At 43.6% G+C, this 291-nt stretch carries 1 protein-coding gene; it reads left to right on the top strand.

The features are described from left to right. Positions 1 to 291, top strand: a 291-nt coding sequence (locus AACQ14_RS24320) for an ATP-binding protein (RefSeq protein ID WP_459112805.1), incomplete at both ends; no start/stop codon positions are given.

A 291-nucleotide genomic window follows, 5' to 3' on the forward strand; every position in this document is an offset into this window, starting at 1 on the left:
ACATGGGTTATCCGGTACTGTTAAAAGCGACAGCTGGTGGCGGTGGTAAAGGTATGCGTCAAGTTGGGAGTGAAGACGAATTTGATGAGGGTTTTGCCGCCGCTAAACGTGAAGCGATGTCATCATTTGGTGACGAAACTATGTTGGTTGAAAAATACTTAACGCAACCTCGTCATGTTGAAATACAAGTGTTTTGTGACAATCACGAGAATGCTGTGTACTTATTCGAGCGTGATTGCTCAGTACAACGTCGCCATCAAAAAGTTATTGAAGAAGCACCTGCTTTTAGCA

Origin of the sequence: Vallitalea maricola, assembly GCF_036985595.1 — a bacterium.
Classification (GTDB): Bacteria; Bacillota; Clostridia; order Lachnospirales; family Vallitaleaceae; genus Vallitalea; species Vallitalea maricola.